The following is a 24,840-nucleotide window of genomic DNA, read 5'->3' on the forward strand; positions in this document are numbered from 1 at the left end:
TCGCTTTCCAATCCATTTGCGGCTGCATAGCATCAGCCTATGCCTGATTACATTATTGTCTTAACGCTGTGCGCCGCGCTGCTGCACGCCAGCTGGAACACCTTACTGCGCGGCGGGTCCGATCGCCTGTGGTCAATGACCATTATGTGCGTGGCGATCGCGCTGGTGTGTGCGCTCAGTACGCTGTTTCTGCCGCTGCCGGCGCGCGCCAGCTGGAAATATGCGCTGCTTTCGGCGCTGCTGCACGTCGGCTATAACCTGTGCCTGGTGCGCAGCTACCAGAGCGGCGATCTCGGCCAGACCTATCCGATTGCGCGCGGATCGTCGCCGCTGCTGGTGACCTGCGCCGCCGCGCTGTTTGCCGGCGAGCACATCGCCTTTACTACGCTGTGCGGCATTGTGCTGGTGTCCGCTGGCATTGTGTCGCTGGCGCTGCGCGGCGGCAAACTGGCGCTGCCGGGCCTGCGCTACACGCTGGCGACCGGTGCCTTTATCGCCGCGTACAGCGTGGTGGACGGCATGGGCGTGCGCGTTGCCGGCAATGCGTTTGCGTATACCGCGTGGATGTGCAGCTTGTGGGGCATATTAATGCCGGCGGTCTATATCGCGCTGCGCGACAGCAAAAGCCTGCTGCAGTGGCGACCGGGCGTGCTGAGCGCCGCGGCGGGTGGCATGGTTTCGCTGCTGGCCTACGGCATTATCATTTACGCCATGACGGCAGCGCCGATGGGCGCGGTGTCGGCGCTGCGTGAAACCAGCGTGCTGTTTGCCGCCGTGCTGGGCGCGCTGTTTCTCGGTGAAGCATTAACGGTAAGAAAAATGCTGGCGTGTGCGGTGATTGCACTCGGCACGCTGATGATCGGTTAAGCGATGAGGAGATGGCAGCATGTCTGAACGTTGTAAAATCGCCCTGCTGGGCCCCGGTGCAATTGGTACCACCGTCGCGGCGGTACTGCATGAAGCCGGGCGCACCCCGCTGCTGTGCGGCCGCACGGCCCATGCCCAGTTAACGCTGCGCCACGATGCGGGCGAAATCAGCGTGCCTGGTCCGGTATTGCATGATGCCTCGCAGGTTACTCAACGCTGCGATTTGCTGTTCGTGGCGGTTAAAACCACCCAGGTCGCGGACAGCGCCGCGTGGCTGGCCACCCTGTGTGATGAAAAAACCGTGGTGTGCGCGCTGCAAAATGGCGTCGAGCAGCAGAGCCAGCTGGCGCCTTACGTCAACGGCGCCACGGTATTACCTTCGGTGGTGTGGTTCCCGGCGCAGCGCGAGCCGGATGCGTCAGTCTGGCTGCGCGCCCAGCCTCGCCTGACCCTGCCGGATGTGCCGCAGGCCGCGCGCGTAGTGGATGCGCTGCGCGATACGCGCTGTGAGGTGGCACTGGCCGCCGACTTTCTCTCCATCGCCTGGCGCAAACTGTTACAAAATGCCGCCGCCGGTTTGATGGTGCTGGCCAACCGTCGCGCCGGCATGTTTAGCCGCGGCGATATCACGCAGCTGGGATTAGCCTATTTACAGGAGTGCCTGACGGTGGCGCGCGCGGCCGGTGCGGTGCTGGACGACAGCGTGCCGCAGGAAATTATCGATGGCTTTCACCGCGCGCCGCCCGATCTGAGCACCTCGATCCTCGCCGATCGTCAGGCCAACCGCCCGCTGGAGTGGGATACCCGCAATGGTGTGGTACAGCGCTATGGGCGTCAGCATGCTATTGCTACGCCGATCAGTGATGTCGTGGTGCCGCTGCTGGCAGCGGGCAGCGAAGGGCCGGGCTGATAAAATAGGTTGCCGGACGCGCGGGGAGAAACAGCTATGCTGCGAATTGTTTATACAACGGCCAGGTTTTGATTGCGCCGCTACCAAGAGGGTGCGATGTTCAGCTGATTTAAACCATCGCCTCCGCGGCATAATCATGATAACGGCAACAGGACGCACTTATGACAGATTACGTTTTTTATCGCAAACAACAGGTTATCGCCTCGCTGGAACGATCGGATGCGGAACGAGCCCGGCTGCTGATGGCGGACGGTTACAGCAAGATGGATGAAGAAATTAATGCAGCCAGCGCGCAGACGGCGCTGCGGCGGCTGGCTGATATTCGCCATGAAGAGCACATGACCGAACACGCTTTTGCCACCGGTTCGGTATTCAGCGCGGTGGTCAGCGCCCTGTTCAGACACTGACGTTATGCGCCAAACGCCCCATCAATGGTGTGCATGGCGCCGGTGACGAAACCGGCTTCGGGTCCTGCCAGCCAGGCCACCATGCCCGCCACCTCTTCAGAACGGCCATGGCGTTTGATGGCCATGAAGCTGTGCATCAGATCTTTCATCGGACCATTTTCTGGATTGGCATCGGTATCAATCGGGCCCGGTTGCACCACGTTAATGGTGATGCCGCGTGGGCCGAAATCCCGCGCCAGGCCGCGCGCCAGCCCCTGCAAAGCGGATTTACTTAGCGCATAAGACGCCATACCGGGAATCGGCATACGGTCGCCATTGACCGAACCGATAATGATGATGCGGCCGCCGGCTGGCATCTGTCGGGCGGCTTCAACCGCAGCATGATACGGCGCGTGAATGTTAATGCGGAACAGGCGATCGACCGCGTCCGGATCCTGTTCCAGCGCATCGCCAAACAGGGCGATACCGGCATTGACCACCAGCACATCCAGCGGTCCGCTGTCGCGCACGGTGGCAATCACCGCATCGCGCTCTGAGCTGTCGGTATGAACGGCAGCCGAACCGGTTTCGTGCGCCAGTTTTTCGGCGGCCTCCGGCGAACCTGAGAAGGTAAAGGTCACGCTGGCACCCTCATCAGCAAAGCGACGCACGATTGCCGCACCAATACCGCGACTGCCGCCCAGAACCAGAACCTGCTTATCGTTAAAGCCACTCATTTGCATCTCCACGTGTGATTTCTTAGTATGCATTACAAAATGAGCCCGATTTAATGTCAATGTAATTTTGTAGCGAGCACTATAAAATATGAAATCACCTGGTCGTCCCCGTAACTTTGACCCCGAACACGCCGTAGCGGTTGCGCAGGGGTTATTCCATGCCAAAGGTTATGACGCCGTCAGCGTCGCCGATGTCACTGACGCGCTGGGCATCAATCCGCCGAGCTTTTACAGCGCGTTCGGTAACAAGGCCGGATTGTATGCCCGCGTTCTCGATCGCTACGCCGCCACCGGCTCGATTCCTATGGCTGAGATACTGCGCGACGACCGCCCGGTGGCCGAAGCCCTCGATGCATTACTGAAAGCGGCGGCGCTGCATTATGCCCGGGATGAGGTGTGTGCGGGTTGTCTGGTGCTGGAAGGAATTCGCTGTCAGGATCAGCAGGCGCGCGAGGCGGCCAGAGTGTTTCATCGCGCCGCTGAGGACACCATCCGGTGCTATATCGCGGCCCGCTACCCACAGGACGCGCAGCGCCTGACCGACTTTGTCAGTACCGTGATGTCCGGACTTTCTGCCAGAGCGCGTCAGGGTCACAGCGTTGAGCAACTGCTGGCCAGCGCGCAGCTGGCAGGTTTGGCGGTGGCTGCAGCGCTGCAGCAATGAGTTGCTTCCAACAGAAGCAGAATGAACCCTCTTTCTCCCGGCAAACGCGCCATTGACAGGCGCCAATAAGATTCACTTGTGTATCTTAACTGGCTGCGCTAGTCTGAAAGAATAAGATTTAATCGTGTATCTTATTTCTTTTTTCCAATATTAATGGCGTGACATCAGGGCGAATGAAAAGTGAAGCGCAGAGATGACACTAATACAGGCCGCATCCGGTAATGAGAAGTTAAATACGCTGCGCCATTTCTTTAACAATCATCATGATAAATTACTTTGTACGGCAAGTGCTGACGGTCAACCTAATGTCGCTTTCATGGGAACACCCCGTCAGTTGCCCGATGGAACCATTGAGTTTGAGATAAGTGACGAGGCGTCGGTCACACTCCGGAACATCCACCAGAATAGATCCGTTGTGTTCATCGCCTGGGAGACGGGTGAAAGGGCACGAGACTACTGCGGAGCCAGGATTCATGCGCAGGTGACAGAAATACACGATAAGGGCGAGAAGCTGGAGAGAATTCGTCAGAATATCCTGCTGAAACATGGTGCGCACAAGGCAGCCGAATTGCGGGCCACAGTCAGTTGTGTGATAACCAGGGTACGACCCATCGTTGATCGAGGTCAGCCCTGGGATCAGCCACCTTTCATTGATTGAACAATTATGACACTCATGAATCAGGGAAAAAAAACCATCGCCACACGACGGCGTGGAGCTCAGCTGGAAGACGCCATCCTGAATGCGGCCTGGGACCTTTTACTGGAACAAGGCTATAACGGCTTTACTTACGAAGCCGTGGCGGCACGCGCTAAAACCAGCAGGCCGGTGCTCCACAGGCGCTGGCCACAGCGCAACGATTTGCTGCTTGCCGCGACACAAAAAGCCTGGCAAGCACAACTCATCGAGGTCCCTGACACGGGCAGCCTGCGTGGTGATGCTCTGGCCCTGCTGCGGCATGCGGATGTCGGTCGCGTGCGCATGTTGACCCTGATGAACCTGCAGATAACGGACTTTTTTCGCGAGACCGGCATCAACTTTAGCCAGTTACGGAAACGGCTAGGGGATGTCAATGAGCCAGGCCCGTGTGAAGTGATTGTCGCGCGCGCTGTGGCACGCAGTGAGTTAACGGATAAGCAATGGTCAACCCGGGTTATTAACCTGCCGCTTGATCTCTATCGCCATGAAGTGTTTATGACCATGCAGCCCGTTTCAGAAGACGTTGTGCTGGAAATCATTGATGATATCTGGCTTCCACTGCTCCGAATGCCTTAACCACGCGGGTTTACATCAGTGTCCGCCACCGACCGCTGGAACATGCGCATAATGCCGCCAAGATGCCAGTGCAGAAGTTCCAGCGCCTGTTCATCCTCGTAATTAGTTAACCGCGCCACGATCGCCTCATGATCGTTTTGCGAGCCCTGAAATTCATCCGGCGTGCGCGTCAGGTGATTGAGAAAGGCACGAATGCGGTTGATGCTGGTTTTGTAAAAACCGACCAGCTCGCTATTCTGGCTGGCTTCAATCAGTGCCATATGAAACGCCGCATCGGTTTCGCGGTAGGTCTCCGGCGCGTTTTGTAATGCATCGCGTCCACGCGCCAGCTGTTCGTTCAGGCGCGCGATCAGCGCCTGACGATCGTGCTGCAGCGCCAGCTTCAATGCGCCTGATTCCAGAATCTGCCGCATCTCACAGGTTTCGCGCATCTCCCGCTCATTAAACGAAAACACAAAAGTGCCGCGCTGCGGGATAATTTGCACCAGACGCTCCATCTCCAGCTTTTGCAGCGCCGCTCTTACTGGCGTCCGGCTCACGTTAAGCTGGGTGGCAATGTCGTTCTCGGAAATTAATGCACCGGGTGCAATCTGGCAATTCACGATCAGGTCCCGAATATGATCGGCCAGAATGCTGCTCAGTGACTGCGGGCGGAGGATGTTTTTCGATGACCAGTCAATGATGAGTTTATCGGCGGGCATAGCGTGGCGAGCGTCCTTTAAACAGCGAGCATTTAGGGGGTCAGAATGACGGTGGGCACTGTGTTTTGTAGTATACAAGAGACAGATCCCCCAAACAATAACGGGCCTGTTTGAGGGAGCGTTGGGTTATGAGGTGAACAAGTATGTCTGCTGCTGAATATGCGCTGGATTAAGTGCCATGCCCATGCCGGGTCCCTGCGGTACCGGGATTAACCCGTTTTGCGGCACCAGCGGATCGCGCAGGAAGTACTGATGAATATCGTTCCATTTCACCAGATACTCCTGATAAGGCGTGTGGATCGGCGATTGCGTGGTGCTGAAATGGGCCGTTGCGATGCTGGAATGACCGTGCGGGATTACCTGCAAATCGTACAGGGTGGCGATAGCGGCAATTTTTAGCGTTTCTGAAAGCCCACCGCACCAGTAGATATCGGGCTGAATTACATCCAGCGCCCCGGATTCAAAGAAGCGTTTGAAGCCCCAGCGCGTGTACTCATGTTCGCCTCCCGCCATCGGGATGGACAGTTTATCTTTGAGTCGTTGCATACTGCCGATTCTGTCAGCCATTACGCACTCTTCCAGCCAGCGCGGGCGATACGGCTCGATGCCCTTTGCCAGTTCAAGCAGATACGTCACATCCATCGACTGCCAGCAATCAAACATCAGATCGTAATCATCCCCCACGGCTTCGCGCAGCGTTTTTGCCAGTTCGATGTTTTTCTTCAGCCCTTCTCTGCCGCTCATCGGGCCGTGGCGGAAAAACCATTTTTGTCCGCGATATCCCAGCGCCTTATACTCCAGCGCCCGCTCGTGCACCCGCGCCATATCCTGCACCGCAAAGCCCAGCATCGATGCGTACGCCGGAATTTCTTCCCGTAACGACCCGCCCAGCAGGCGAAACACCGGTTGCTGCATCCATTTGGCACGCAAATCCCACAAGGCACAATCCACCGCGCTGATCGCCAGCATGCCATCGCCCTGACGCCCATGAATCTGCGCCCGGTACATCTGATCCCACAAACGCTCGGTGTCGCGCGGGTCCTGACCCAGCAACAACGGCCGCAGCTGGCCATGAATGATTGACGCAACGGCATGCGGTACCGGCCCTGCCAGCCCGTCCACGCCCTCATCAGAAACGATCTCAAGAAACACGGTGGTAATGGCAAAACCATCTTCCAGCTGAACGCCACCGTCATGATTATTCACAGTACGAAACTGCGCATAGACATCGGTGGGACGCGCGAGACGCTCCTCCCAGAAATCGCCCTCTCCCGGCATCACGCCTTTCACCTGAAGTAACCGGACATCAATAATCTTCATACTACTGCCCCTCACGTTGTTCATTGCTGGCCTGGTAAGCCGGTAAACGCTGACGACGGAAGATGATGCTCAGGGTAATGATCGAGAGCATCGCCATCGCCGCCAGCCAGTAAAATCCGCCGTTATAACTGCCGCTGCGGTCGCGTATCACGCCGATGACCCACGGATTCACCACACTGGCAATACTGCCCAGCGCATTGATCAGGGCGAGGCCACCCGCCACCACGGACGCCGGGATAAACTGCGCGGGCAATCCCCAAAACACCGGCATCGCGCCGAAAAAGCCAAATGCCGAACAGCACAAAAACATCATTTTTACCAGCGAGTTATCGAACCACGCGACGCATAACAGCCCGACAAAGGAGAAGATCAGCGCCAGATAGTTGGCCAGCAGTCGCGACCCGGGGCGATCGGCTATGCGTCCCAGCACCAGCATGCCGGCCAGACCAAATACGTAAGGGATGATGGTGATGAACCCGGTCTGAACATGACTTAAGCCGGTTTCGCTGATGATCAGCGGCAGGAAGGTGCTCACCGCACCGTTGAGGTTCGCCAGTCCGTAATAGGTGAGGCTGAACAACAACACCAGCGGGCTGAACAGCGCTTTCAGCAGACCGCCGTGGCCGCGCGACGGCAGTTTTTGCCGCTCAGCAGCCAGTGTTGTCACCAGCCAGTGCTGCTCATCTGCGCTGAGGAAGCGGGCATCTTCCGGCCGATCGGGCAACGCAAAGGGGACGATCAATCCCAGCACAATCGCCGGAATGGCCTCCAGCAGAAACATCAGCTGCCAGCCGCGCAGCCCCAGCCATCCGTGCAGCTCTAACAACAGGCTGGAAACCGGTGTGCCGATAATCAGCGCAATCGGAATGCCGGTCATAAACGAGGCGATGATGCGTCCGCGCCACGCCACCGGAAACCACAGGGTGAGATAAAACACGATGCCGGGAAAGAAACCGGCTTCAGCGGCACCCAGCAGCGCGCGCATCACATAGAGGCTGTTTTCACTCCACACAAACATATGCGCACCGGAGATGATGCCCCAGGTCACCATAATGCGGGCGATCCACCAGCGCGCTCCCACCCTTTCCATCAGCAGATTCGAGGGCAGTTCGAGGATGGCGTAAGGCAGGAAAAACAGACCGGCGGCGAGGCCAAAACTGGCGGCGCTGATGCCGAGATCGGCATTCATGGTGAGGGCGGCCACGCCGATATTGGCGCGATCGATCACCGCAATCACGTAGCAGCCAATCAGGAGCGGAATCAGTCGCCACGACAGTTTACGGATCACCCGCTTTTCAATTTCAGTATCTGTACTTTGCATGGTCTTTCCCGGTGTTGGTGACATGGATAAAAAATGCACTTGTATACAAGTTCTGTTGTATACATCCGCTGACCACTCTTCAATGGGCTGAGTACGGAAATGAGATATGAAACGTTTCAGCGAGAAGCCGCTGATGAACGTTTATAAGAGGATTGAGCCGGGCGAAGATGAATTAAAAACGTGGTGATTATTCGAAGTGAACAGAGTGCGCTGGCACACTCCGGGCAGGGTTATTTTATGCGCAGCCATTGTATAAACGCGCGCATGGCAGGTGACATGGCTTTACCCGCTATCCAGCAAAGTGAATAACCCTGGAATTCCATCTCCCAGGGTTGCAGAAGGCGACAAAGCTTGCCGGCGGCCAGCGATGCACTGACCCGTTCCGCCGTTAACTGGGCAATCCCTGCGCCAGCAATAGCGGCCTGCCGCTGCCTTTCGCGATCGTCTACCACCAGATTTCCATGCACGGGAACATCAAAAATTTTCCCCTCATTTAAAAACTGCCAGGGCTCTACCCTGCTACTTCCTGGCCAGCGCCAGCCGATGCAATTGTGATTGAGCAGATCTTCCGGGACTTCAACCGCACCATGCTTTGCCAGATATGCTGGCGCAGCGACCACAATCTGATGGAGCGGCTTGCCTAATGGAATAGCAACAAATCCCGGTTCCAGCACCTCGCCTAAGCGCAGTGATAAATCATAGCCGCCGCGGCTCAGATCGACCGGCGCATCGCTGGTTGTGATATCCAGCTGCACGTTGGGATAATCAGTAAGAAACCCGGCAATATTGTGATCAAGAAACATTTCAGCCCCCGATCGAAAAGCATGAACGCGAATCAGCCCCTTAATATCCTGGCTTCTGGCGTGTGCCTGCTGCAGGGTCTCATGCAGATTAGTCATAATGGGTGCAGTCTGAAGAAACAGGGACTTGCCATCATCGGTAAGATATACCGCCCGGGTGGTCCGGTTCAGCAAACGTTGCCCGAGTTGTGCTTCCAGCGCGGTAATTTGCTGACTGACGGCTGACGCAGATACCCCTAGTATTTCGGCAGCGGCTCTGAAATTCAGTTGCTGAGCAACCACGACAAAAGCCCTTAAAGCCAGATACTCCGCGCTGTTAATCATTATTGATATCCTTTATTAATTGCCACTTAACACACCATTAAGATACAGGAACTTCACGCCTGTAAGTATCCCGTTATAATCACTCAAATCATAATTAATAAATAATATCAGGAGCACTTTATGCTGCAGGAAAACCTTGAATTAGCGCAGAGATTACAAATTATCGAAGACAAACTGGCTATTTATGAATTGATTGCGTCACATCCTCCCAGCGCAGATACTGCAATGGCGGAATATACATTATCGGTTTATCTGGAAAAGAGTGAATTCAATCGCGGCCCTCATCTTGATGGCGCGGAGGGTGCAGAGGCGATAGCCGCCTTTATTTTGCGGCCTGAGCATGAGGAAGCACTGGCTAGCGGATTAGCGCATTTTACCGGATTACCCTTGATTGATCTGCGCGGAGACAGCGCGGTAGTCACCTCTTATTTACAGTTAATTTATCTGGATGATAAAGGCGAATCACGCATGCTGGCCAATCACGGCAGCTCTCCTGGCTATCGCATACACCGTGTTGTAGTGAATCGCTGGGAGTTAAAACGCATTGCGGGCCAATGGAAAATTCATCGCAGGACGTTGATTCCTGTGGACGGTAGCGGTTTATCACGCGCATTGCTTTCCCAGGGTCTCAAAGATGTATTCAGCCGGCAATCACGATAATTAACGCGACAAGACAGTCATTGAGCCAGACCACGCTATGCAGCGACGTCATCAATGATAATCCGCTACGAGACTGGCGGCGCAGGTTGGTGTCCAGCATGGCAACAGTCTGGCTATTCCTTTCAGCCAAATTCTTTGATGATGTACTTGCCTGTAACGTATGAAATTTATCAAAGCCGACATTCTTATCCTGTAGCAATGCAGCATATTCCCCTATAAATCATCGCCTCACCAAAGAATATCATGTGCAGAATGCTATCAGCCTTAAACATCAGCATAATGGGTTATTTCAGCCGCTGCGCCTTTTGACAGTCCCATACTCTAACGCTACGCTTAATTGCAAGGATATATGTCGCAAACTTGCGTAAAGATAAAATATTTCCTAAGGTGACCGCCTTTCAGCCTCTTATAGCTTTCATTTCCCTTTGTGAAGTGCCGGCTGCGAAAGCTATAAGATCGCTCCAATTTTACTCATGGGGAGTTTATGAGCACCGGAACGATGACCAATAAACCTGATTTGACCGTTGACGATATTACCGTCATTGACAACAAATTATTGAAACGCGCCGTCAGCGCCGCAGCGCTGGGTAATACCATGGAGTGGTTTGATTTCGGCGTTTATAGTTACCTTGCCGTGATTATCGGCCAGGTATTTTTCCCGGACGCCAGTAATACCGCGCAGCTTATTGCGTCGTTTGGTACTTTTGCGGCCGCGTTTTTAGTGCGCCCGATTGGCGGCATGGTATTTGGTCCACTCGGCGATCGCTTTGGCCGGCAGAAAGTGCTGGCCTTTACCATGATTATGATGTCGATTGGTACCTTCTGTATTGGCCTGATTCCCAGCTATGCCAGTATCGGTATTGCCGCGCCGATCCTGCTGTTGCTGGCGCGTCTGGTGCAGGGCTTTTCCACCGGCGGTGAATATGGCGGTGCCGCCACCTTTATTGCGGAATACTCCACCGACAAACGCCGCGGTTTTATGGGCAGCTTCCTGGAGTTTGGTACGCTGGCCGGCTATCTGCTGGGCGCCAGCCTGGTGACAGGTATGATTGCGCTGCTGCCGCATCAGGCGATGATGGACTGGGGCTGGCGCATTCCGTTCTTCCTGGCCGCGCCGCTGGGGCTGTTTGGCCTGTATATCCGCCTGAAGCTGGAAGAGACCCCCGCGTTTAAAGAGCATATGGATAAGCGTGAAGAGGCCGAACATAACAAGCCGCAGCTCACGCTGTGGCAAATGCTGCGCACGCAGAGTAAGCCGCTATTGAAGTGTATTGGTCTGGTGCTGCTGTTTAACGTGTCTAATTATATGCTGACCGCCTATATGCCAAGTTATTTAACCGGCATTCTGGGGCTCAGCGAAATATCCGGTCTGCTGCTGGTGATGGTGGTGATGTTTATCATGATGCCGCTGACCTTAATGTGGGGCCATTTCACCGACCGCATCGGCCGTAAACCGGTGATTGGTTTCGGCGCGCTGGGATTATTAGTGCTGGCGATCCCGGCGTTCATGCTGATTGGTTCTGGCAACATGCTATGGGTATTTGCCGGTCTGGCCGTGCTGGGCTTATTACATACCTGCTTTAGCGGCACCATGCCAGCGACATTACCGGCACTGTTTGTCACGGATATTCGTTACAGCGCGCTGGCTATAGGCTTTAATTTGTCAGTCTCGCTGTTTGGTGGCACCACGCCGTTAATTACCGCATGGCTGGTCGACACCACGCACAATACCATGATGCCGGCGTATTACATGATGGGTGCCGGCGTGATTGGTTTGTTAACGGTATTGACGTTGAGTGAGACAGCACGTAAGCCCCTGAAAGGTTCATCCCCTGCGGTGGCGACTAAAGCCGAGGCGCATAAACTGATTGATAAACTGCGTAAACAGCGCAGCCGTAAAAAACAGCAGCCAGCATAGTCTTCGCTGATATTCACATCAGGTGCGCTCAATGCGCACCTTTTTTTGTGCCCTGCGTCAGACTTATAGCTCAGATAATCTCCCCGGGCTGCGGTAGACTGCCCCTCTCTGACTGTTTTTTACTCATTAAGGGTTAATGATGTCATCTGCCGTGTCTCCCGCCGTTAATCAAAAGCGCGTACTGATTGCCGGATCCGTCGGCAATTTTATCGAGTGGTATGAATTCGCCGTGTACGGTTTCATGGCCACGCTGATCGCTAAACATTTCTTCCAGCTCGAAGGAGAAAGCGCCCTCACCAGCCTGATCCTCACCTATGCGGCCTTTGCGGTGGCGTTCTTTTTTCGCCCGTTAGGGGCAGTACTGTTTGGCCGCCTGGGCGATCGCTATGGCCGTAAACCGGTGCTAATCGCGGTGCTGGTATTGATGACGCTGGCCACCGTCGCCATCGGTCTGGTCCCGGTTTATGCCAGCATTGGCGTGGCTGCGCCGCTGCTGATTACACTGCTACGCATTTTGCAGGGACTGTTTGCCGGCGGAGAATACGGCGGCGCGGTCTCGCTGATGACCGAATCGGCGCCGCCCGGCAAGCGCGGATTTTATGGCGCGTGGCAGTCGCTGACGGTGGCGCTCGGACTGCTGGCGGGCGCGGGCGTGGTGGCAGTACTGCCGCTGCTGCTGGGCGATGCCGCCATGAACGCCTGGGGCTGGCGCATTCCCTTCCTGCTGGCGCTGCCGCTCGGCGCAGTGGCGCTGTGGCTGCGCACCGGCCTCGATGAATCACCGCAGTTCCGCCAGACACCGGCGGCACCACAACAGCAGGCGTCGCTGGGTGTCACGCTGCGCGCTATCGGGCTGGGCATTGGCCGGTTAATGGTGTGGTCGGCCGCCGGTTATACCTACCTGGTGATCATGCCTACCTATCTGCAGGCCGCGCTGCATACCGGCTTTAACCAGGCGCTGCTGATTGCGGTGATCTCTAACCTCGGCTTTGCCGCCACCATCCTGCCGGCCGGCATACTCAGCGATCGCTATGGCCGCCGCACATTAATGCTGCTGGCGACGTTTTTGCTGCTGGTGCTGGCTTTCCCGCTGCTGAAAGTGTTGCAGCATCCGGAGAGCGGTATGGCGATCAAAGCGCTGGTGGTGTTTATCGCCGGTGCGCTGGTGGGCATGCTGGCCGGACCGGGACCGGCGATGCTGGCCGAGATGTTCCCGACCCGCGTGCGTTACACCGGGCTGGGGCTGGCCTATTCGCTCTCCAACGCGCTGTTTTCCGGCTGCGCAGGTCTGATCATTACCGGCCTGATGAAGCAAACCGGCAACGCCGACATTCCCGCCTGGTATGTGATGGCCACCGCTGTAGTGAGTTTTGTCGCGCTGCTTTCGCTCAATAAGGACGATCACCGCAGGCCCCTTTAACATCATGCTGCTTCATTCCTGCCCCTCATGCGATGCAGCCTTGCCAGGGTGAGCGCTCGCCCTCACCCGTATTGGCGCCGCCGGTTAGTCTGTTGACAATCAGCCCGATTAATAGTTGTATTATACAACCTTATAACCACTGGGCGTTTGTACCATGACCACTGAATCGTTAGTTAATCAGATACGTTCCGCCTCCCGACTGATGGTACGTGAACTCGGGTTTATGCGCCCGACGCTGGCGGCAACGGACTATTCGCCTTCTGCTGTCCACACGCTGCTGGAGATGGAAACCCAGGGCACAGTGACGGCTGCACAGTTAGTGGACTTGCTCGGTCTGGAAAAATCGAGCGTCAGCCGCATGCTGGCCAGACTGGTGGCGGCTGGTGAAGTGCAGGAAATCGCTGACGGCAGTGATGCCAGGATTAAAAGGCTGAAACTGACTGCGCAGGGGATGGCTACCGTTGCCAGAGTCAATCAGTACGCGGCACAACGGGTGCTGGCCGCGCTGGCCGGGCTTGAACCGGCACAGCAGCGCACGGTAGCGCAGGGACTGAGCGCTTATGCTGACTCCCTGCGCCGCTGTCGGACCGGCACGCAGCCCCTTCCCTCAGGTGCCATCGACATCGTCAGCGGTTACCGGCCCGGGATGATCGGCCGCATCGCCGAAATGCACGGCCGTTACTATGCCCGGCATCATCAGTTTGGTCACTATTTTGAAGGCAAAGTCGCCAGCGGGCTGGCAGAGTTTGCCGGACGGCTGGGAAGTGAGCGCAATCAAATCTGGCTGGCAGTGCATAACGATAATATTGTCGGTTCAGTGGCGATTGACGGAGAGGATCTTGGCAATAATCAGGCCCATCTGCGCTGGTTTATTCTTGACGAGACGTGTCGCGGTAGCGGCATCGGGCGACGCTTGCTTCATGAGGCTGTGGCGTTCTGCGATCGTCAGCGCTTTAGCGCAACGCAACTGTGGACCTTCAGTGGGCTGGATGCGGCCAGACGACTCTACGAGCAGGCAGGCTTCACCCTGACGCGCGAGTGGCAGGGCGATCAGTGGGGCAAAATCATGACTGAACAGCACTTCACGCGATGATGGCCGGGAAAGATTATCAACGGCTGATGCACTGCCGTTTCACCACCGCGTCAGGCCAGAGAAATAGCCGGATTAATGCGGAAAAACAGGTTTGAATATGAATTTCGGGTTAAGTAATAAATGGCATTAAATAAACGCAAGCTGGATTTTAAAATTATCCGGCAAAAAACCTCAGCAGTCTGCAATAACAAAACCCCGGCACATCAGTGTACCGGGGATAACCAACACTACCAGTTAAATTTATTACTATCTTCCCACTCTTTGACTTCTTTCTCTGCTTGATCTTTACCGTAGCCGTAGCGCTCCTGAATGCGGCCGACTAATTGATCGCGTTTCCCTTCGGCTACGTCTAAATCGTCATCTGTAAGCTGGCCCCATTTCTCTTTCACTTTTCCTTTGAACTGCTTCCAGTTTCCGCTGATACGATCTTCGTTCATCAGTGTTCTCCTCATTTAGGTGACAGTGCCGCCTGGCATTATTTCGCGCATCGGTTAACTGCGCAGAGATAAGCGTAGCCTATGACTGAGATTAAAAGGTGCTTAAGCGAACAAAACGGAAAATTTACGTAACGGTACTGTTTAAAGCGCAGCGGGAATTAAATCTGAAAATATAGGCTATGATTTTTCAGGGTACTCAGTGATTTATCTGCGTACCCGTTTGCTACCAGGGCATTTAGTCTTTTGTATTCAGAGAGTAAATGGTTTTAAGGAACGCGAATCGCTTGATGTCGTCCATTCCCCGTGCGGGGCTTAACGAGGCAATAGAATGGAATCCACAACGTTGGAAAAATCCTGGGGTGCTGAAATCCTTGCTGACGGCAGCGTGCGGTTTCGCCTTTGGGCACCCGGTCAGCAGAAAATTACCCTTCACGCCGATGGCCAGCAGCATGCCATGCAGCGGCAGCAGGATGGCTGGTTCAGCCTGACGCTGCGCGGGCCTGGTCACGGCAGCGAATATCACTACGAGCTGGCCGATGGCAGCACGGTGCCCGATCCGGCCGCGCGGGCACAACGCGCCGATGTCAACGGCCCTTCTCTGGTTATCGACCCTCACCATTACGACTGGCAGCAGCGTGACTGGCAGGGACGGCCCTGGCATGAAACGGTGGTCTACGAGTTGCACATCGGCACCTTTACCGCCGAAGGCACCTTCCGCGCGGCTATCGCAAAACTCCCTGCGCTGGCCGACCTCGGTATCACCATGATCGAAGTACTGCCGGTATCGCAGTTTGGTGGCACGCGCGGCTGGGGCTATGACGGCGTTCTGCTGTATGCGCCGCACTCGGCGTATGGCTCACCGGATGATTTCAAAGCCTTCGTCGATGCCGCGCACACATTGGGACTGTCGGTGGTGCTGGATATTGTGCTCAACCACTTTGGCCCGGAAGGCAATTACCTGCCGCTGCTGGCACCGGCCTTTTTCCATGAGGAGCGTATGACGCCGTGGGGCGCCGGGATTGCGTACGATGTGGACGCCGCGCGGCGTTATATCGTCGAAGCGCCGCTCTACTGGCTGAAAGAGTTTAACCTCGACGGCCTGCGCTTCGATGCCATCGACCAGATTGAGGATACGTCCAGCAAGCATGTGCTGATTGAGATTGCTGAACGCATTCGCAGCGAAATCCACTCTCGCCCGATCCATCTCACCACCGAAGACAGCCGCAACGTGATCTTCCTTCATCCGCGCGATGCGGACGGTGACGCGCCACTGTTCAGCGGTGAATGGAACGACGATTTTCATAATGCCATTCACGTCTTTGCCACCGGCGAGACGCACGCGTATTACCAGGATTTCGCCGACGTACCGGAGAAATTAATCGCGCGCATTCTCACCGAGGGCTTTGCTTATCAGGGCGAGCTGTCGCCACAGAGTGGCCAGCGGCGCGGCGTACCCAGCGCAGGCCAGCCGCCGGTGGCGTTTGTCGATTTCATCCAGAACCACGATCAGGTGGGCAATCGCGCCCAGGGCGAACGCCTGATTAGCCTGGCCGGTGTCGATCGCACCAAAGTGCTGCTCGCCACCCTGCTACTGTCACCGCATATTCCGCTGCTGTTTATGGGCGAAGAGTACGGTGAAACCAACCCGTTCCTGTTCTTTACCGATTTCCACGGCGATCTGGCGAAAGCGGTGCGTGAAGGACGGGCGCGCGAATTTACCGGTCACGCCGGTCATGACGATACGGTACCGGATCCCAATGCTGAAGAGACCTTCACGCGTTCGAAACTGGACTGGAGCAAAGTGGAAAATCCCGCAGGCCAGGCGTGGCTGACGCTTACGCGCCAGCTACTGGCGTTGCGCCAGCAGCACATCGTGCCGCTGCTGGCGGATGCCCGCAGGCATAACGGCCAGGTGCTGCGCACCGCACCAGGCTTTGTCGCCGTCAGCTGGCAGTTCCCGCAGGGCCAGCTGTCGCTGGCGCTGAATATTGGACAGCAGAGCCAGCCGCTGCCCGCTATGCCCGGCGAGACGCTCTTTGCGTGGCCACAGGAAAGCAGCGAGCTGCCGCAGCACTCCCTCATCGTGCGTCTGGCAAAAGGAGCAGCGCAATGAGCATTCCAACCGCGACTTACCGCATTCAGTTCCGCAACGGCATGACCTTTGACCGCGCAGCGCAGCTGGTGCCCTATCTGCAGCAGCTGGGCATCAGCCATCTTTATGCCTCGCCGATTTTTACCGCCACGCGCGACTCGACGCACGGCTATGACGTTACCGATGCCAATGAGATTGACCCGGCGATTGGCGGACGCGCCGGTTTTGACCGCCTCAGCGCGGCGCTGCAGCAGGCCGGGATTGGCCTGATTCTCGATATTGTGCCTAACCACATGGCAGCGTCGCTGGAAAATGCCTGGTGGCGCGATGTGATTGAACACGGGGAAGCCAGCCGCTACGCGCGCTACTTTGATATCGACTGGTCGCGCAGGCTGACGCTGCCGTTCCTCGGCGATGATTTTGACCGCGTGCTGGCCAATGATGAACTCAGCATCAAGGCCGATCCGCACAGCGGCAATCCGGCGCTGGTCTATTACGATAGTTACTATCCGCTGACGCCCGCCAGCTGGCAGCAGCGTAAAGACGAGGTGCTGGCGTTGCGCGATCGCGCGGCCATCGCGGAACTGCATGCGCAACAGCCGTGGCAGCTAATGAACTGGCGTGAGGCGCGCAGCGCGCTCTCCTACCGCCGCTTCTTTGAAATTACCGGGCTGGTCGGCGTGCGCGTCGAAGATGAAGAGGTGTTCGCGGCTTCGCATCGCCTGATTCTCGAACTGGTACACAGCGGTGTGGTGAGCGGGCTGCGCGTCGATCACGTTGACGGGCTGGCCGATCCGCTCGGCTATCTGCAACAGCTGCGTCAGGCCGCGGGCGAAGCGTGCTATATCACGGTGGAGAAGATTCTCGCTGAAGGTGAGCAGCTGCCCGCCGACTGGCCGGTGTCCGGCACCACCGGTTACGAGTTTATCGCCGCGCTGTCGCATGCGCTGATTGATGATAATCAGATCGATATGCTGCATCTGGCCTATGAAGCGGTATCCGCCGAACGTAATGACGTAGCGGCTGGCCTGCGTGCGGCACGTGAACTGATGGTCGATCGCAACTTTGCCGGGGAATTCAGCCGTCTGCTGGCGCTGGCTACCGAGGCAGCCGATCTGGTGCATCGCAATTTCAGCGAGGCTGAGCTGCACGTGGCGCTGCGCGAACTGCTGATCGCCTTCCCGGTGTATCGCACTTACGGCCGGAAAGCCGGGATGCCGCTGGAAGGCGAAGCGTTGCTATTACAGGTGCTGGAGCAGGTAAAACACAGCGCCTCGCCTGCGGCGCTGAGCTTTTTGCAGGCATTACTGCTGGGGGCGATCACTGAACAGGGCGAGCAGGATGCGGCGGAATTCCGCGCCCGCTTCCAGCAGCTGACCGGGCCGCTGATGGCGAAATCGGTCGAAGACACGCTGTTTTTCCGCAATCACGTGGCGCTGGCGATCAACGAAGTGGGTGCCGAACCGCTGCCGCATGCGTTTTCGCTTGAACGCTTTCATCGCGAAATGCAAATCCGACTGCAGCACCAGCCGGATGGGCTGTCGGGCACCTCCACGCACGATACCAAACGCGGCGAGGATGCACGCGCGCGGCTGTATACCCTGAGTGAAGCGCCGGCGCTGTGGGCGGAGAACGTGACGCGCTGGCGCCAGATGAATCAGCCGCACGAGGTTGCGCTGGCGGACGGACCGGCGCCCGAACCGCCGGTTGAGTGGATGTTGTACCAGGCGCTGGCCGGCGTCTGGCCCACCACGCTGCAGCCGGAGGACACGGCGGCACTGGACGCGCTGCGCGATCGCTTTTTGCCGTTTGTGGAAAAAGCCCTGCGCGAAGCGAAGTTACGCACCGACTGGGCGGACAGCAACGAAGCTTATGAAAATGCCGTGCTGGAGTATGCCCGCCAGCTGCTGTCACCCACCAATCCGGCGTTCCTGCAGGACTTCAGCCACGCACTACAGCCGTTTATCCGTGCCGGACTGGTTAACAGCCTGAGCCAGACGGTGATCAAACTGACCGCGCCGGGCGTGCCGGATATCTATCAGGGCTGCGAAGCGCTGGATTTCAGTCTGGTCGATCCGGACAACCGGCGCGAGCCGGATTTTGCTCAGCTGACAGCGCAGCTGGATGTCCACGCCGCGCCGGATTTCGCCAGCCAGCAGGACTGGCTGAGCGGCCGGCTGAAGCAGCAGATGGTTGCGCGCCTGCTGCATCTGCGCCGCGACCATGCGCAGCTGTTCCGCTTCGGTGATTATCAACCGCTCAGTGCATCGGGCGAACATGCGGAAAAAGTGATCGCCTTTGCCCGTCAGGACAGCGACTACGCGCTGCTGGTGATTACGCCACGACTGATTTTCAATGGTGCACAGTGGAGTCATACCCGACTGGCACTGCCGGAATCGCTGGCGCATCGCCACTATCGCAATGTGCTGACAGGTGAAACCGCAGTGATTAATGACGATATTACGCTGGACAATGTGAGCTATAGCGCGCCGCTGGTGCTGATTAGCCAGTAGCGTCCCCGATAAACCTGTTGTTTTACATGACTATCTATTCACTGGATGGAGAGGATTGAATGTCTAACGGTAAACCTATGGAAATCACCGCCGGATCGGGGCACCAGCTTGGCGCCAATTATGATGGCGCAGGCGTCAACTTTGCGCTGTTCTCAGCACACGCGGAACGGGTCGAACTCTGTCTGTACGATGAGAGCGGTCAGCATGAAATCGCCCGCTTCGATCTGCCGGAATATACCCACGAAATCTGGCACGGCTACGTGCCCGGGCTGAAACCCGGCGCGCTGTATGGTTATCGCGTTCACGGACCGTTCGATCCGGAAAACGGTCACCGTTTTAACCCGAGCAAATTACTGATTGATCCCTACGCCCGCGAGCTGCAGGGCAACATCGACTGGAATGAAGCGCACTTCGCTTACGATTTACTGCACGAAGATAAAGATCTGACGCTGGATACCCGTGACAGCGCGCCGTTTACCCCCAAGTGCCGGGTAATTGATACCAATGAGTTTGACTGGCAGGACCACAACCGGCCCAGCATTCCGTGGTCCAGCACGGTGATTTATGAAACCCACGTCAAAGGTTTCACCCAGCTTAATCCGGCGATTCCGGCAGAGATGCGCGGCACCTATGACGGCATGAGCCACAAATCTACCGTCGATTACATCAAAAGCCTTGGCGTGACCTCAGTGGAATTGCTGCCGGTGCACTGGTTCCCGGACGATCAGCATCTGCTGGATCGCGGACTGAAAAACTTCTGGGGCTACAACTCGCTGGCCTTTTTCGCGCCTGCCAGCCGCTATTTTGGCCCGCGCGGTATTCAGGGCTTTCGCGACATGGTGCGCGCTTTCCACGATGCCGGCATCGAAGTGATTCTCGACGTGGTGTATAACCACACCGCGGAAGGCAACGAACTGGGGCCGACGCTGTCGTTTAAAGGGATTGATAACTTCTCCTACTACCGCACGCTGCCGGATCAGCACCGTTATTACATCAACGATACCGGCACTGGCAACACGGTGAATACCTCCCATCCGCGCGTGCTGCAGCTGGTGACGGATTCGCTGCGCTACTGGGCAGAATCGATGCATATCGACGGTTTTCGCTTCGACCTCGGCACTATTCTCGGCCGCGAGCCGGAAGGGTTCGATCAGCGCGGCGGCTTCTTTGATGCCATGACGCAGGATCCGGTGTTGTCAAAGCTGAAGCTGATCGGCGAACCCTGGGACATCGGCCCTGGTGGCTATCAGGTGGGTGGTTTCCCGCCCGGCTGGGCTGAGTGGAACGACAAATATCGCGACACGGTGCGTGAGTACTGGAAAGGCGACAACGTCTCAACCGACTTTGCCGCGCGCCTGCTTGGTTCCGGCGATCTGTACGATCAACGCGGCCGCCGCCCGTGGGCCAGCGTCAATTTTATCACCGCGCACGATGGCTTTACGCTGAACGATCTGGTCTCGTACAACGACAAACACAACGATGCCAACGGGGAAGATAACAACGACGGCCATAATGATAACCGTTCATACAACTACGGTGCCGAAGGCCCCACCGACGACGAAGGCATCAACGCGGTGCGCGAGCGGCAGAAGCGTAACTTCCTCGCCACGCTGTTTTTCTCTCACGGCACACCGATGCTGCTGGCGGGCGATGAGTTTGGCCGCAGCCAGATGGGCAACAACAACGGCTATTGCCAGGACAGCGAGATTTCCTGGCTGCACTGGGAAGATCTGCCGGCTTCCGCTGATGCGTTACGCGATTTCACCCGTCAAATCATCGCACTGCGCGCGCAGCAGCCGCTGCTGCGACGTGAAAGCTGGCGCGACGGCATGGAGATCAAATGGTTTAACGCCGGCGGCGGTTTTCAGCAGGCGGAACAGTGGGACGAGGGCTCGACGCTCGGCGTGTACATCGGGCGTCCGGACCTGCAAACCGAAGAGGGTATCTGGCACGATGTGCTGATGCTGTTCAATCCGTTTGAAGGCAATGTGCCGTTCCGCATCCCGCAGTTTGGTGAAGGCGGCTGGGTGCTGGAGCTGACCACCTCCGACAGCGCCAGTAAGGGATTGGTGATTACTAAAGAGAAGGATTTTGAGCTGGAGGGCCGCAGCCTGGCGCTATTCCGCCGGCCGTGAGTGGAACGCGGGGTGCCGGTTTCCAGGTGCGCATGAATGCGAACCCTACGGAAATAACGGGACATGCACCGTAGGGTCGCCGTTCACGGCGACCGGCTCCACTGTTAACCCACCAGCCTCTTCCGCTACCCGGCGCTAAAATTTCATTAACTAAAAACCACAATCTGCCGATGTTCTTTAATCTGCCCTTGTACCCGCCGCGTCAGGCGTCGGGGTGCGTTTAGATTAAGGATAATAAGATGAACATCTCCCAACGATTGTTACTGACCTTTTCCATGCTGTTTGGCGCCATCATTCTGCAAGCCGTGCTCGCCATCTCACTGCTTTCCGGCTTCCAGGAGCGCTTTGAATATGTGCAAACCAACGCCATCCCCTCGATTAAAGACCTCAACACGTTAATTGATCGCAGCAATCAGCTGGCGCTGACGCTCTACAAACATCAGACCCAGCTGCAGGACAGCAACATGCCTGCGGTTGAAGCGGACATTGATAAACAGATCGGCGGCCTGAAATCGCTCACCGATTACTACCTGACTCACAACCTCTCCAGTGACGAAGATAAGCGCCTGACCGAGCTGGCCTTTGCCAATATTCAGCGCGTGAGCGAGCGGCTGCCGGCGTTTCTCACTGCCTCGCGCGCGCATCAGAACGCCATCAGCCTTGATCTGATCGAGGGGCAGAACGGTATTGGTGCCGCCATTCGCCAGCTGGTCACCAATTACCAGCAGCAGCTGATGCTGAATATTTCTATCGGCGATGAGTTACGCGCCACCAACCTCAGCACCTTCCATGAAGTGCTGTGGACCACCATTACCGGCGTGATAGCCACAGTGATTATTTTTGGCCTGTTCGCCCTGTTCACCGTGCTGCGCATTCGTCGCAGTCTGTCCGATGTCGGCAAAGTCATGATGCGCGCCAGCGAAAATCTCGACCTGACGCTGAGCGCCGACGAAAGCCGTCGCGATGAGGTGGGCACCATGGCGCACTCTTTCAATCAGCTGATGCGCAGCGTCGCCAGTTCGTTAAGCGCCGTGCGCAGCGCCTCACATTCGGTGGGCAGCGCGTCAGTGGAGATCGCCGCCGGTAACGAAGACCTCTCTGCGCGTACCGAGCAGCAGGCTGCTTCGCTGGAGCAGACCGCGGCCAGCATGACTGAACTGAGTGAAACCGTACGTCAGACCGCCGATAACACGCGTCAGGCCAGCCAGCTGGCGGCTAACGCCAGTTCACTGTCGGAAAAAAGTGGTACCTCGCTCAGCACCATGCTCTCGACCATGGATGATATTCGTGGCAGCTCGCGCAAGGTCACGGACATTGTTTCGATGATCGAAGGTATCGCTTTCCAGACCAATATTCTGGCGCTCAACGCGGCAGTCGAAGCGGCACGCGCCGGTGAGCACGGCAAGGGCTTTGCGGTGGTGGCGGGTGAAGTACGCAGCCTGTCGCAGCGCTCAACCTCGGCCGCACGCGAAATCAAAGGTTTGATCGAAGAGTCACACCGCCTGACTGAAGCCGGGGCCGCCCAGGCCAGCGACGTCAGCAGCAATATGCAGGTGATGAATGACGCTATCCATCAGGTCAGCGAACTGATGAGCGAAATCGCCGCGGCCGCGGTTGAGCAGAGTCAGGGCATCAGCCAGGTGCAGCAGGCGGTGAATCAGATGGATGATGTGACGCAGCAGAACGCCGCGCTGGTGGAACAGGCCTCAGCCGCGTCGCAATCGCTGCAGGAGCAGGCCGAAACCCTCAACCAGCTGGTCGCCAGATTCGTGCTGGCGGAATCCGGCGCAACGCCGGCGATCAGGCCTGCGGCAGTCAGCCACAAAGCGCCACAGCCTGCGCGCCTGGCAGTGGCCAGCGATGCCGACTGGCAGAGTTTCTAATTCCCTCCTCCTCCGCGTCGTCGCGCGGAGGGGCTTTCTCCCACTGACGAATTCCCCCCGGCGCGCTGGTGCAAGCGACATCGCCTCAACGAGCGCCAGCAAAACTGCTATTCTGTGAACCATGCTAACGGCCATCAGCAACGAAAGCGTTTCACCCCCGCTTGCCCACCGCTCCCTAAAGGAACCTTATGCACCCTCAGCAACAGACACGCGGTAAATGGGCCATCTTTGGCCTGATGTTTATTCCTGGCTTTACCTGGGCTTCCTGGGTTAGCCGCACGCCCTTTATGCGCGATGTGCTGCACGCCTCGACGGAAATGATGGGCCTGATTCTGTTTGGCTTCTCCTGTGGCTCCATGCTGGGCGTGCTGCTTGCCGGTAAGCTGGTCGCGCACTTTGGCACCAGCCGGGTGATGCGCACGGGTTACCTGATCCTGCTCGGTGGCCTGGTGCTGATGACCGTTGCGTTAACGCTCGCCAGTAGCGGGCTGGTGTTTACCAGTCTGGTGTTGCTGGGCGGCGGAACCGCGCTGATGGATGTGGTGGTTAATGTCGAAGGGGCGGCGTTTGAGCGGCGCATCGGCAAGTCAATCATGACCATCATTCACGGCTTCTTCAGTTTCGGCACGCTGATCGGCGCACTGGCGGGGCTGGCCATGACCGCAGCCGATATCAGCACCCACTGGCACTTTAGCGTGGTGCTGCTGGTTAACCTGCTGATTGCCGCCCTGGCGCTGCGCCATCTGCCCGCCACCAGCGACAGCGAACGCAGTGAACAGCCGCATCACGGCGGCTTTCTGGCCCAGGTAGGATGTGAATTGCGTGACCGCCAGCTGCTGGTGCTCGGCGTGGTGATTCTGGCGATGGCGCTGGCGGAAGGCTCGGCTAACGACTGGCTGCCGTTACTGATGATCGACGGCCATAACCTCAATCATACCCAAAGCACGCTGGTATACGCGGGCTTCACCGCTGGCATGACGCTGGGGCGCTTTCTCGGCGGGCTGGTGGTTGATCGTCTGGGCCGTGTCTGGGTACTGCGCGCCAGCGCATTCTCCGCCGCGCTGGGACTGACGCTGGTGATTTTCTCCGATAACCCATGGCTGGCGGCGGCGGCCGTGCTGTTCTGGGGCGTCGGCGCGTCGCTCGGCTTCCCGCTAACGGTCTCGGCGGCGGGCGATGGCCATAACAGCGCGGTGCGCGTCACGATTGCCGCCACGCTGGGCTATCTGGCGTTTCTGGTCGGCCCGCCCGGACTGGGCTTTATCGGCGAACATGCCGGATTGCGCATGGCGATGCTGCCGGTACTGATCATGGTACTGCTGGCGCTGGTGTGCGCCGGTGCGGCTGGCCGCCCGCGTCAGGCAAAAACACCGGCGGAACAATAAA

General features: G+C 57.3%; 22 protein-coding genes. 15 read left to right on the forward strand and 7 right to left on the reverse strand.

What is annotated here, in order from left to right; genetic code table 11:
* Positions 1 to 39: 39 nt before the first annotated feature.
* The 3 genes from C1N60_RS20675 (at position 40) to C1N60_RS20685 (ending at position 2,184) form a co-directional block, all read left to right on the forward strand.
* On the forward strand, positions 40 to 867 hold the full coding sequence (locus tag C1N60_RS20675) for an EamA family transporter (protein WP_394521926.1): 828 nt from the start codon (positions 40 to 42) through the stop codon (positions 865 to 867).
* Positions 868 to 886: 19 nt separating this feature from the next.
* Positions 887 to 1,777 (forward strand): oxidoreductase, encoded by an 891-nt coding sequence (locus tag C1N60_RS20680; RefSeq protein ID WP_150059088.1) that lies wholly within the window; start codon positions 887 to 889, stop codon positions 1,775 to 1,777.
* A gap of 161 nt (positions 1,778 to 1,938) precedes the next feature.
* Positions 1,939 to 2,184: a hypothetical protein gene (locus C1N60_RS20685; RefSeq protein WP_394521927.1), complete on the forward strand. Its 246-nt coding sequence runs from the start codon at positions 1,939 to 1,941 to the stop codon at positions 2,182 to 2,184.
* 2 nt (positions 2,185 to 2,186) lie between these two features.
* Here the strand turns inward: C1N60_RS20685 and bdcA are convergent, their stop codons facing one another.
* A complete protein-coding gene (gene bdcA, locus C1N60_RS20690; RefSeq protein ID WP_132463630.1) occupies positions 2,187 to 2,900 on the reverse strand; it encodes an SDR family oxidoreductase in 714 nt (237 codons plus the stop codon).
* Positions 2,901 to 2,988: 88 nt separating this feature from the next.
* Here bdcA and C1N60_RS20695 point away from each other — a divergent pair, with 88 nt between their 5' ends.
* The 3 genes from C1N60_RS20695 (at position 2,989) to C1N60_RS20705 (ending at position 4,837) form a co-directional block, all read left to right on the forward strand.
* Positions 2,989 to 3,564 carry a TetR/AcrR family transcriptional regulator gene (locus C1N60_RS20695; protein ID WP_394521928.1) on the forward strand — a complete coding sequence of 192 codons (576 nt, stop codon included), beginning with the start codon at positions 2,989 to 2,991 and terminating at the stop codon, positions 3,562 to 3,564.
* Between the two features lie 193 nt (positions 3,565 to 3,757).
* On the forward strand, positions 3,758 to 4,222 hold the full coding sequence (locus C1N60_RS20700) for a pyridoxamine 5'-phosphate oxidase family protein (RefSeq protein ID WP_058770508.1): 465 nt from the start codon (positions 3,758 to 3,760) through the stop codon (positions 4,220 to 4,222).
* A 6-nt stretch (positions 4,223 to 4,228) separates the two neighbouring features.
* Positions 4,229 to 4,837, forward strand: a complete 609-nt coding sequence (locus C1N60_RS20705) for a TetR/AcrR family transcriptional regulator (RefSeq protein WP_394521929.1) — start codon at positions 4,229 to 4,231, stop codon at positions 4,835 to 4,837.
* Here the strand turns inward: C1N60_RS20705 and C1N60_RS20710 are convergent.
* The 4 genes from C1N60_RS20710 to C1N60_RS20725 form a co-directional block, all read right to left on the reverse strand.
* Positions 4,834 to 5,538: a GntR family transcriptional regulator gene (locus C1N60_RS20710; protein ID WP_132463625.1), complete on the reverse strand. Its 705-nt coding sequence runs from the start codon at positions 5,536 to 5,538 to the stop codon at positions 4,834 to 4,836. The genes C1N60_RS20705 and C1N60_RS20710 overlap by 4 nt on opposite strands.
* A gap of 126 nt (positions 5,539 to 5,664) precedes the next feature.
* Positions 5,665 to 6,858 carry an enolase C-terminal domain-like protein gene (locus tag C1N60_RS20715; RefSeq protein WP_058770506.1) on the reverse strand — a complete coding sequence of 398 codons (1,194 nt, stop codon included), beginning with the start codon at positions 6,856 to 6,858 and terminating at the stop codon, positions 5,665 to 5,667.
* 1 nt (position 6,859) lies between these two features.
* Positions 6,860 to 8,179, reverse strand: coding sequence for an MFS transporter (locus C1N60_RS20720; protein ID WP_021509566.1), 1,320 nt, complete (start codon positions 8,177 to 8,179; stop codon positions 6,860 to 6,862).
* Positions 8,180 to 8,409: 230 nt separating this feature from the next.
* Complete coding sequence (locus C1N60_RS20725; protein WP_394521930.1) at positions 8,410 to 9,303, reverse strand: LysR family transcriptional regulator; 894 nt, start codon at positions 9,301 to 9,303, stop codon at positions 8,410 to 8,412.
* A 120-nt stretch (positions 9,304 to 9,423) separates the two neighbouring features.
* Between C1N60_RS20725 and C1N60_RS20730 the strand changes: the two genes are divergently transcribed.
* Positions 9,424 to 9,963 carry a nuclear transport factor 2 family protein gene (locus tag C1N60_RS20730; protein WP_021509568.1) on the forward strand — a complete coding sequence of 180 codons (540 nt, stop codon included), beginning with the start codon at positions 9,424 to 9,426 and terminating at the stop codon, positions 9,961 to 9,963.
* Here C1N60_RS20730 and C1N60_RS20735 read toward each other — a convergent pair.
* Positions 9,944 to 10,162: a hypothetical protein gene (locus C1N60_RS20735; protein ID WP_152999226.1), complete on the reverse strand. Its 219-nt coding sequence runs from the start codon at positions 10,160 to 10,162 to the stop codon at positions 9,944 to 9,946. The genes C1N60_RS20730 and C1N60_RS20735 overlap by 20 nt on opposite strands.
* Before the next feature lie 285 nt (positions 10,163 to 10,447).
* Between C1N60_RS20735 and proP the strand changes: the two genes are divergently transcribed.
* The 3 genes from proP to C1N60_RS20750 all read left to right on the forward strand — a co-directional run bounded on the left by proP (position 10,448) and on the right by C1N60_RS20750 (position 14,394).
* On the forward strand, positions 10,448 to 11,881 hold the full coding sequence (gene proP / locus C1N60_RS20740) for a glycine betaine/L-proline transporter ProP (protein WP_031280122.1): 1,434 nt from the start codon (positions 10,448 to 10,450) through the stop codon (positions 11,879 to 11,881).
* Positions 11,882 to 12,020: 139 nt separating this feature from the next.
* Positions 12,021 to 13,301, forward strand: a complete 1,281-nt coding sequence (locus C1N60_RS20745) for an MFS transporter (protein ID WP_394522015.1) — start codon at positions 12,021 to 12,023, stop codon at positions 13,299 to 13,301.
* A 154-nt stretch (positions 13,302 to 13,455) separates the two neighbouring features.
* Positions 13,456 to 14,394 (forward strand): bifunctional helix-turn-helix transcriptional regulator/GNAT family N-acetyltransferase, encoded by a 939-nt coding sequence (locus tag C1N60_RS20750; RefSeq protein ID WP_104187170.1) that lies wholly within the window; start codon positions 13,456 to 13,458, stop codon positions 14,392 to 14,394.
* Between the two features lie 227 nt (positions 14,395 to 14,621).
* Here C1N60_RS20750 and C1N60_RS20755 read toward each other — a convergent pair whose 3' ends face one another.
* Positions 14,622 to 14,831 (reverse strand): CsbD family protein, encoded by a 210-nt coding sequence (locus tag C1N60_RS20755; RefSeq protein WP_021509571.1) that lies wholly within the window; start codon positions 14,829 to 14,831, stop codon positions 14,622 to 14,624.
* A 328-nt stretch (positions 14,832 to 15,159) separates the two neighbouring features.
* On the opposite strand from C1N60_RS20755, the gene treZ reads away from it, so the two are divergent.
* The 5 genes from treZ to C1N60_RS20780 all read left to right on the forward strand — a co-directional run bounded on the left by treZ (position 15,160) and on the right by C1N60_RS20780 (position 24,839).
* Positions 15,160 to 16,944, forward strand: coding sequence for a malto-oligosyltrehalose trehalohydrolase (gene treZ, locus C1N60_RS20760; RefSeq protein WP_394521931.1), 1,785 nt, complete (start codon positions 15,160 to 15,162; stop codon positions 16,942 to 16,944).
* Entirely contained in the window at positions 16,941 to 19,436 is a 2,496-nt protein-coding gene (gene treY, locus C1N60_RS20765) for a malto-oligosyltrehalose synthase (protein ID WP_394521932.1), read from the forward strand. Before treZ ends, treY begins: the two co-directional genes overlap by 4 nt.
* A gap of 59 nt (positions 19,437 to 19,495) precedes the next feature.
* The gene (gene glgX, locus C1N60_RS20770) at positions 19,496 to 21,571 is read left to right on the forward strand and encodes a glycogen debranching protein GlgX (protein WP_021509574.1); all 2,076 of its coding nucleotides are present in this window, start codon (positions 19,496 to 19,498) and stop codon (positions 21,569 to 21,571) included.
* 239 nt (positions 21,572 to 21,810) lie between these two features.
* Complete coding sequence (locus C1N60_RS20775) at positions 21,811 to 23,454, forward strand: methyl-accepting chemotaxis protein (RefSeq protein ID WP_394521933.1); 1,644 nt, start codon at positions 21,811 to 21,813, stop codon at positions 23,452 to 23,454.
* Between the two features lie 188 nt (positions 23,455 to 23,642).
* Entirely contained in the window at positions 23,643 to 24,839 is a 1,197-nt protein-coding gene (locus tag C1N60_RS20780) for an MFS transporter (RefSeq protein ID WP_394521934.1), read from the forward strand.
* Position 24,840 lies beyond the last annotated feature (1 nt).

Source organism: Pantoea sp. SGAir0184, assembly GCF_043544755.1.

Bases quoted from the DNA above. Each gene is read 5' to 3' on its own strand.
- treY (WP_394521932.1), top strand. From the start codon at position 16,941: ATGAGCATTCCAACCGCGACTTACCGCATTCAGTTCCGCAACGGCATG.
- C1N60_RS20675 (WP_394521926.1), top strand. From the start codon at position 40: ATGCCTGATTACATTATTGTCTTAACGCTGTGCGCCGCGCTGCTGCAC.
- C1N60_RS20700 (WP_058770508.1), top strand. From the start codon at position 3,758: ATGACACTAATACAGGCCGCATCCGGTAATGAGAAGTTAAATACGCTG.
- treZ (WP_394521931.1), top strand. From the start codon at position 15,160: ATGGAATCCACAACGTTGGAAAAATCCTGGGGTGCTGAAATCCTTGCT.
- C1N60_RS20680 (WP_150059088.1), top strand. From the start codon at position 887: ATGTCTGAACGTTGTAAAATCGCCCTGCTGGGCCCCGGTGCAATTGGT.
- glgX (WP_021509574.1), top strand. From the start codon at position 19,496: ATGTCTAACGGTAAACCTATGGAAATCACCGCCGGATCGGGGCACCAG.
- C1N60_RS20745 (WP_394522015.1), top strand. From the start codon at position 12,021: ATGTCATCTGCCGTGTCTCCCGCCGTTAATCAAAAGCGCGTACTGATT.
- C1N60_RS20725 (WP_394521930.1), bottom strand. From the start codon at position 9,303: ATGATTAACAGCGCGGAGTATCTGGCTTTAAGGGCTTTTGTCGTGGTT.
- C1N60_RS20755 (WP_021509571.1), bottom strand. From the start codon at position 14,831: ATGAACGAAGATCGTATCAGCGGAAACTGGAAGCAGTTCAAAGGAAAA.
- C1N60_RS20720 (WP_021509566.1), bottom strand. From the start codon at position 8,179: ATGCAAAGTACAGATACTGAAATTGAAAAGCGGGTGATCCGTAAACTG.
- C1N60_RS20705 (WP_394521929.1), top strand. From the start codon at position 4,229: ATGACACTCATGAATCAGGGAAAAAAAACCATCGCCACACGACGGCGT.
- C1N60_RS20775 (WP_394521933.1), top strand. From the start codon at position 21,811: ATGAACATCTCCCAACGATTGTTACTGACCTTTTCCATGCTGTTTGGC.
- C1N60_RS20780 (WP_394521934.1), top strand. From the start codon at position 23,643: ATGCACCCTCAGCAACAGACACGCGGTAAATGGGCCATCTTTGGCCTG.
- C1N60_RS20730 (WP_021509568.1), top strand. From the start codon at position 9,424: ATGCTGCAGGAAAACCTTGAATTAGCGCAGAGATTACAAATTATCGAA.
- proP (WP_031280122.1), top strand. From the start codon at position 10,448: ATGAGCACCGGAACGATGACCAATAAACCTGATTTGACCGTTGACGAT.
- bdcA (WP_132463630.1), bottom strand. From the start codon at position 2,900: ATGAGTGGCTTTAACGATAAGCAGGTTCTGGTTCTGGGCGGCAGTCGC.
- C1N60_RS20715 (WP_058770506.1), bottom strand. From the start codon at position 6,858: ATGAAGATTATTGATGTCCGGTTACTTCAGGTGAAAGGCGTGATGCCG.
- C1N60_RS20710 (WP_132463625.1), bottom strand. From the start codon at position 5,538: ATGCCCGCCGATAAACTCATCATTGACTGGTCATCGAAAAACATCCTC.
- C1N60_RS20750 (WP_104187170.1), top strand. From the start codon at position 13,456: ATGACCACTGAATCGTTAGTTAATCAGATACGTTCCGCCTCCCGACTG.
- C1N60_RS20685 (WP_394521927.1), top strand. From the start codon at position 1,939: ATGACAGATTACGTTTTTTATCGCAAACAACAGGTTATCGCCTCGCTG.
- C1N60_RS20695 (WP_394521928.1), top strand. From the start codon at position 2,989: ATGAAATCACCTGGTCGTCCCCGTAACTTTGACCCCGAACACGCCGTA.